We start from the raw sequence: 5,147 nt of genomic DNA, 5'->3' as shown, positions 1-5,147 counted from the left end.
CGCCCGCCTCTAAATGACGCTTCAGTCCGCCGAGCGTCGAAGCGCAAAACGTGCAGCCGATGCGGCAGCCGACTTGCGTCGTGACGCACACCGAATTGCCGTAGTTATGACGCATGAGCACCGTCTCGATCGAATAGCCGTCATGGAGCTCAAACAAAAATTTGATCGTTCCGTCTTTAGACGTTTGTTTGACCACGGTTTTCAACGTCGTGATCGAAAACGATGACGCTAGCTGTTCGCGCAGCCGCTTCGGCAAATTCGTCATGTCGGCAAAATCGGTGACACGGTTTTGATACAGCCACTCGTAAATTTGCGTGGCCCGAAACGGCTTTTCGCCTTGAGCGACAAGCCATTCCTTCAATTCGTCTAGCGTGAGCGAATAAATCGATGGCAACGGAGGCTGCGTTTCGCCGACAGAGCGGCGGGCAGCCGGACGAACCATTTCCATGCTTTTACACCTTCTTTCGCAGTCGGGCGATAAAAAACCCGTCAGAGTCAAAATGATGCGGCAAAAGCTGCAACATGCCGCCTTTCACATGCGGCCGCACCGGTTCCGGCATCCGTTCGGCAAGGCTGGCGTCGAGGAAAAAGTCCGGATGATCCGCTAAAAAGCGGGCGATGGCTTCTTCATTTTCCTCGCGCTCCACCGTGCATGTGCTGTAGACAAGCGTACCGCCTTTTTTCAAAAGCGGGGCGGCCGCCCGCAAAATGGCTTGCTGAATCTCGACAAGCGCGGCGATGGCGTCTTTCCCTTTCGTATATTTGATCTCCGGTTTGCGGCGAATGACGCCGAATCCAGTGCACGGCGCATCGACCAAAACGCGGTCAAACGATTCCGGGGCAAACCGCTCGCCGAGCCGGCGGCTGTCAAGGGCGAGCGTCGCAACGTTGTCAAGCCCGAGCCGCTTGGCCTGCTGTTCGATCATCATTACCTTACGTTCGTGGATATCAACAGCAACGACCTCGCCGCGCCCGTCCATCCGCTCGGCGATATGGGTCGTTTTCCCGCCCGGCGCCGCGCAGCAGTCAAGCACCCGCTCGCCGGGGGCTGGGTCGAGCGCTCGAGCGACAAGCATTGAGCTTTCATCTTGAATCGTCAGCCAACCGGCGCGAAACGTCTCCGTATGAGCCAAATTCCCTTTTTCCGCCCGGATGGCCTCCGGAGCGACATGGCCAGGGATTGCCTGCATCCCTTCAGCGCGCAGCCGCTCAAGCGCTTCTTCGACAGTCGCACGCAGCCGGTTGACGCGGGCCGTTGATTGCGGCGGGCGCAAATTCGTCTCGCACATGCGCGCCGCTTCTTCATAACCATATTGCTGGATCCAGCGCCGAACGAGCCACTCGGGATGGCTGGTGGCAAGGGCGAGCCGCTTGCCCGCGTCATCAACCGCCTCGATCGACGGCAGCCCCTCGCGGCCGATGGCCCGCAATACGCCGTTGACAAGTGAAGCAATGCCGCGATGGCCGCGCCGTTTGGCGATTTCAACCGCTTCAAAGACGGCGGCGCGGTCGGGAACACGATCCAAATACACCATTTGATACAGCGTCAACCGAAGAAGCACGCGCACCCACGGCTCAAGCCGGCGCGCCTTGCGCAAAAACGGCGCCAAATAATAATCGAGCGTGTCGCGCCGTTGCACCGTGCCGTAGACAATCTCGGTCAACAGCGCCGCATCGCGCCCGTCAAGGCGTCCTTTTTGAATGGCTTCGTTTAATTGCAAATGACTGTACGCTCCTTTTTGTTCAATGGCTAACAGCGTATCTAAAGCAAGTTCACGTACGTTCATGATCCTCTCCTAGCTTCATGCCGACCGCCAGCCGGCTGCCGGCGCCGCGCAAAAATTCGCCCGCCGCCATCCGTTTTTTTCCGGCCGGCTGCAATTCGGTGATGCGAATGGCTGTCTCATTGCCGGTGGCCACGACAATGCCGTTTTCCTCGAGCGCCAAAATCGTGCCCGGCGGCGCCGAACGGGGCGCCGGCACTTTTTCACCCCACCAAACCTTCCAAATGTGCCCATCCTGCGTTGTATACGTGACCGGCCACGGATGGAAGGCGCGAATATGGTTGTAAATGGCTTCGCCGGGCTGCGTCCAATCGATCCGCTCCTGCTCGCGGCGAATGTTCGGCGCATACGTCGCTTTCTCCTCATCTTGCGGAACGGGCGCAATGTTTCCTTCCAATAAAAGTGGAAGCGTTTCTGATAGTAGTTTAGCCCCGGCGGCGCTCAATTTATCATGGAGCGTGCCGACCGTATCCGTTTCGGCAATCGGCACTTCGACTTGCGCTAACATGTCGCCGGCGTCCAACCGCTCCACCATATACATGATCGTGACGCCCGTTTTCGTTTTCCCTTGCCAAATGGCGTAATGGATCGGCGCCCCGCCGCGCAGCTCGGGCAGAAGCGAGGCATGGACGTTGATGCAGCCGTATTTTGGTGCATCAAGCAGCGCTTTCGGCAAAATTTGCCCGAACGCAGCCGTGACAATCAAATCGGGCGCAAACGCCAGCACTTGTTCGTATTGCTCCGGCTCGCGAATTTTTGTCGGCTGCAGCACCGGGATGCCGCGGCGCTCCGCTTCCACTTTCACCGGGGGCGGAACGGGCTCGCGCTTCCGCCCTTTTGGCTTATCCGGCTGGGTGACGACCGCTGCAACATGATAACCGTCATCAAGCAGCTGGCGCAAAATCGGCACGGCAAAGTCAGGTGTTCCCATAAACACAATGTTCGTCATTGGCATCTATCCTTCCAATTCTTCAAGATCGCAATATCGAATCACTTTCGACGTAAACAGCACGCCGTGCAAATGGTCGATTTCATGCTGCAGGGCGCGCGCCAAAAAACCGGTCGCGGAAAGCGTAAACGGGCGGCCGCGCCGGTTTTGCGCCCGCACTTTCACAAATTTCGCGCGCGGCACTTCGCCAAACAAACCAGGAAAGCTCAAACAGCCTTCAACATCCACTTGTTCGCCGCGCGCCTCGATCACGACCGGGTTGATGAGCTCAATGCGTCCGTGCTCATCTCCGACATCAACGACCGCAACCTGTTCCGCGACGCCGATTTGCGGGGCAGCTAGGCCCACCCCGTCAGCGGCAAGCATCGTTTCATACATATCGTCAAGCAGCCGCCCGAGCCGACGGTCAAATATCGTCACCGGCGCGCACGGCTGTTCCAAAATTGGATTTGGATGCATCACAATCGACAAAACGGCCAATGTCATTCCTCCATCTTCACATCATCATATACGGATTCGTGTCGACCGTAATCGTCACTCCGCCATGGGCGGCATCGGCTTGGTAGCGGTCGATGACCGCCTTGAGCGCCGCGGTCAAATTCGGCTCCCGTTTGTATTTTATCATGCATTGGTAGCGATATCTATCGTGAAGACGGGCGATTGGCGAGGCAACCGGGCCGAGAACGACCGCTTCGTGCGACAGATGCTTGCGCAAATAGGCGGCGATCTTTTCCGCCGCTTTGGCCGCAGCCGGCGCCTCTTCGTGGGCGGCGGTAATGAGCGTCAAATAATAGTACGGCGGATAGCCGTGCGCTTTGCGCAGCGCCATCTCCCGCTGGTAAAAGGCGCGGTAGTCGTGGCGGGCGGCCAGTTCAATGCTGTAGTGGTCAGGCGTATACGTCTGAATGATGACTTCGCCGGGCAGCTCGTGCCGCCCGGCGCGCCCGCTCACTTGCGTCAACAGCTGGAACGTTTTTTCCGCGGCGCGGAAATCGGGCAAATGAAGCATCGTGTCGGCCGCCAGCACACCAACAAGCGTGACGTTCGGAAAATCAAGTCCTTTGGCGATCATTTGCGTGCCGAGCAAAATATCGGCTTCCTTGGCGGCAAAACGGGAAAGCAGCTCTTCATGCGCCCCTTTGCGGCCGGTCGTGTCGACATCCATGCGGATGACGCGCGCTTTCGGCAGCAACCTCGTCAGTTCTTCTTCCACTTTTTGCGTGCCGGTCCCGAAAAAGCGGATGTGTTCGCTTCCGCACGATGGACAGCGAGGGACAAGCGGCTCTTCATGCCCGCAATAATGGCATTTCATCCGCTCGCCGGCGCGATGGTACGTCAACGAAATGTCGCAGTGCGGACAGCGGATGACATAGCCGCAGCTGCGGCACATGACAAACGTCGAATAACCGCGTCGATTCAACAGCAACACTGCCTGCTCGCCGCGCTCAAGCCGGCGGCGCAATTCGTCAAGCAACCGGCGTGAAAACATCGAACGGTTGCCGCTTCGCAGCTCCTCGCGCATATCGACGACATGAACGTCCGGCAGGCCGCGGTCGCTGATGCGCTCCGGCAGCTCGAGCAGCTCGTACACCCCTTTGGCGGCGCGGGCGAACGTCTCAAGCGAGGGGGTGGCGCTGCCAAGCACGACCGGGCAGCTGTGGCGGCGAGCGCGGTAAATGGCGACATCGCGCGCATGATAGCGCGGCATTTCTTCTTGCTTGTAGCTCGTCTCATGCTCCTCATCGATGATGATCATCCCTAAGTTTTCAAATGGGGCAAACACAGCCGAACGCGCACCGACGACAAGCTGCACTTCTTTCCGGTGAATTTTCCGCCATTCGTCATATTTTTCGCCGACCGACAGCCCGCTGTGAAGCACCGCTACTTTCGAGCCGAACCGGCTTTTGAAGCGCTCGACCATTTGCGGCGTCAGCGAAATTTCCGGCACGAGAACGATCGCTTCCTTTCCTTGGCGCAACGCTTCATCAATCGCCTGCATATACACTTCCGTCTTCCCGCTGCCGGTGACGCCATACAGCAAAAACGTGCGATGCTCCCCAGCGCGCACCGAAGCGGCGATCTTCGCCAACGCCGCCTCTTGCGCCTGGGTGAGCGCCGGCGGCTCGCTCGGCTGAAACGTGCGATGCTCGTACGGGTCGCGGTACACCTCGACATCGTTCAGCACCACAAATCCTTTGTCGACGAGCGCTTTCAGCGGCGCTGAGGAGACGCCAAGCACCGCTTGCAGTTCGGCAACCGACGCCGCCTTCCCTTTTTCAAGCAAAAATGAAAGCACCTCTTTTTGTCTTGCCGGCAGCGACCCGAGCTCCTGTTTCGCCTGTTCCGATGGAATGGCAAGAGCGGCGTGCTTCACCGTTTTCTTGCCCGCTTTTTCTTTCACCTTGTAGACCGCC

3 protein-coding genes and 2 pseudogenes are annotated in these 5,147 nt (G+C 58.5%); all 5 read right to left on the bottom strand.

Going from position 1 to position 5,147, the window contains the following annotated elements; translation table 11 throughout:
- Window positions 1-448, bottom strand: a pseudogene (locus VU18_RS19345) (23S rRNA (adenine(2503)-C(2))-methyltransferase RlmN); the annotation flags it as partial.
- 4 nt (window positions 449-452) lie between these two features.
- Window positions 453-1,787: a 16S rRNA (cytosine(967)-C(5))-methyltransferase RsmB gene (gene rsmB / locus VU18_RS05020; protein ID WP_011230673.1), complete on the bottom strand. Its 1,335-nt coding sequence runs from the start codon at window positions 1,785-1,787 to the stop codon at window positions 453-455.
- Window positions 1,774-2,733, bottom strand: a complete 960-nt coding sequence (gene fmt / locus VU18_RS05015) for a methionyl-tRNA formyltransferase (protein ID WP_014195414.1) — start codon at window positions 2,731-2,733, stop codon at window positions 1,774-1,776. Before fmt ends, rsmB begins: the two co-directional genes overlap by 14 nt.
- A gap of 6 nt (window positions 2,734-2,739) precedes the next feature.
- Entirely contained in the window at window positions 2,740-3,213 is a 474-nt protein-coding gene (def, locus tag VU18_RS05010; RefSeq protein WP_011230671.1) for a peptide deformylase, read from the bottom strand.
- A gap of 16 nt (window positions 3,214-3,229) precedes the next feature.
- Window positions 3,230-5,147 (bottom strand): annotated as a pseudogene (gene priA, locus VU18_RS05005) (primosomal protein N'); the annotation flags it as partial.

The sequence above is a fragment of the Geobacillus sp. ZGt-1 genome (genome assembly GCF_001026865.1).
Lineage (GTDB): Bacteria > Bacillota > Bacilli > Bacillales > Anoxybacillaceae > Geobacillus > Geobacillus thermoleovorans.
This window is presented reverse-complemented; position numbering and strand designations above follow the sequence as displayed.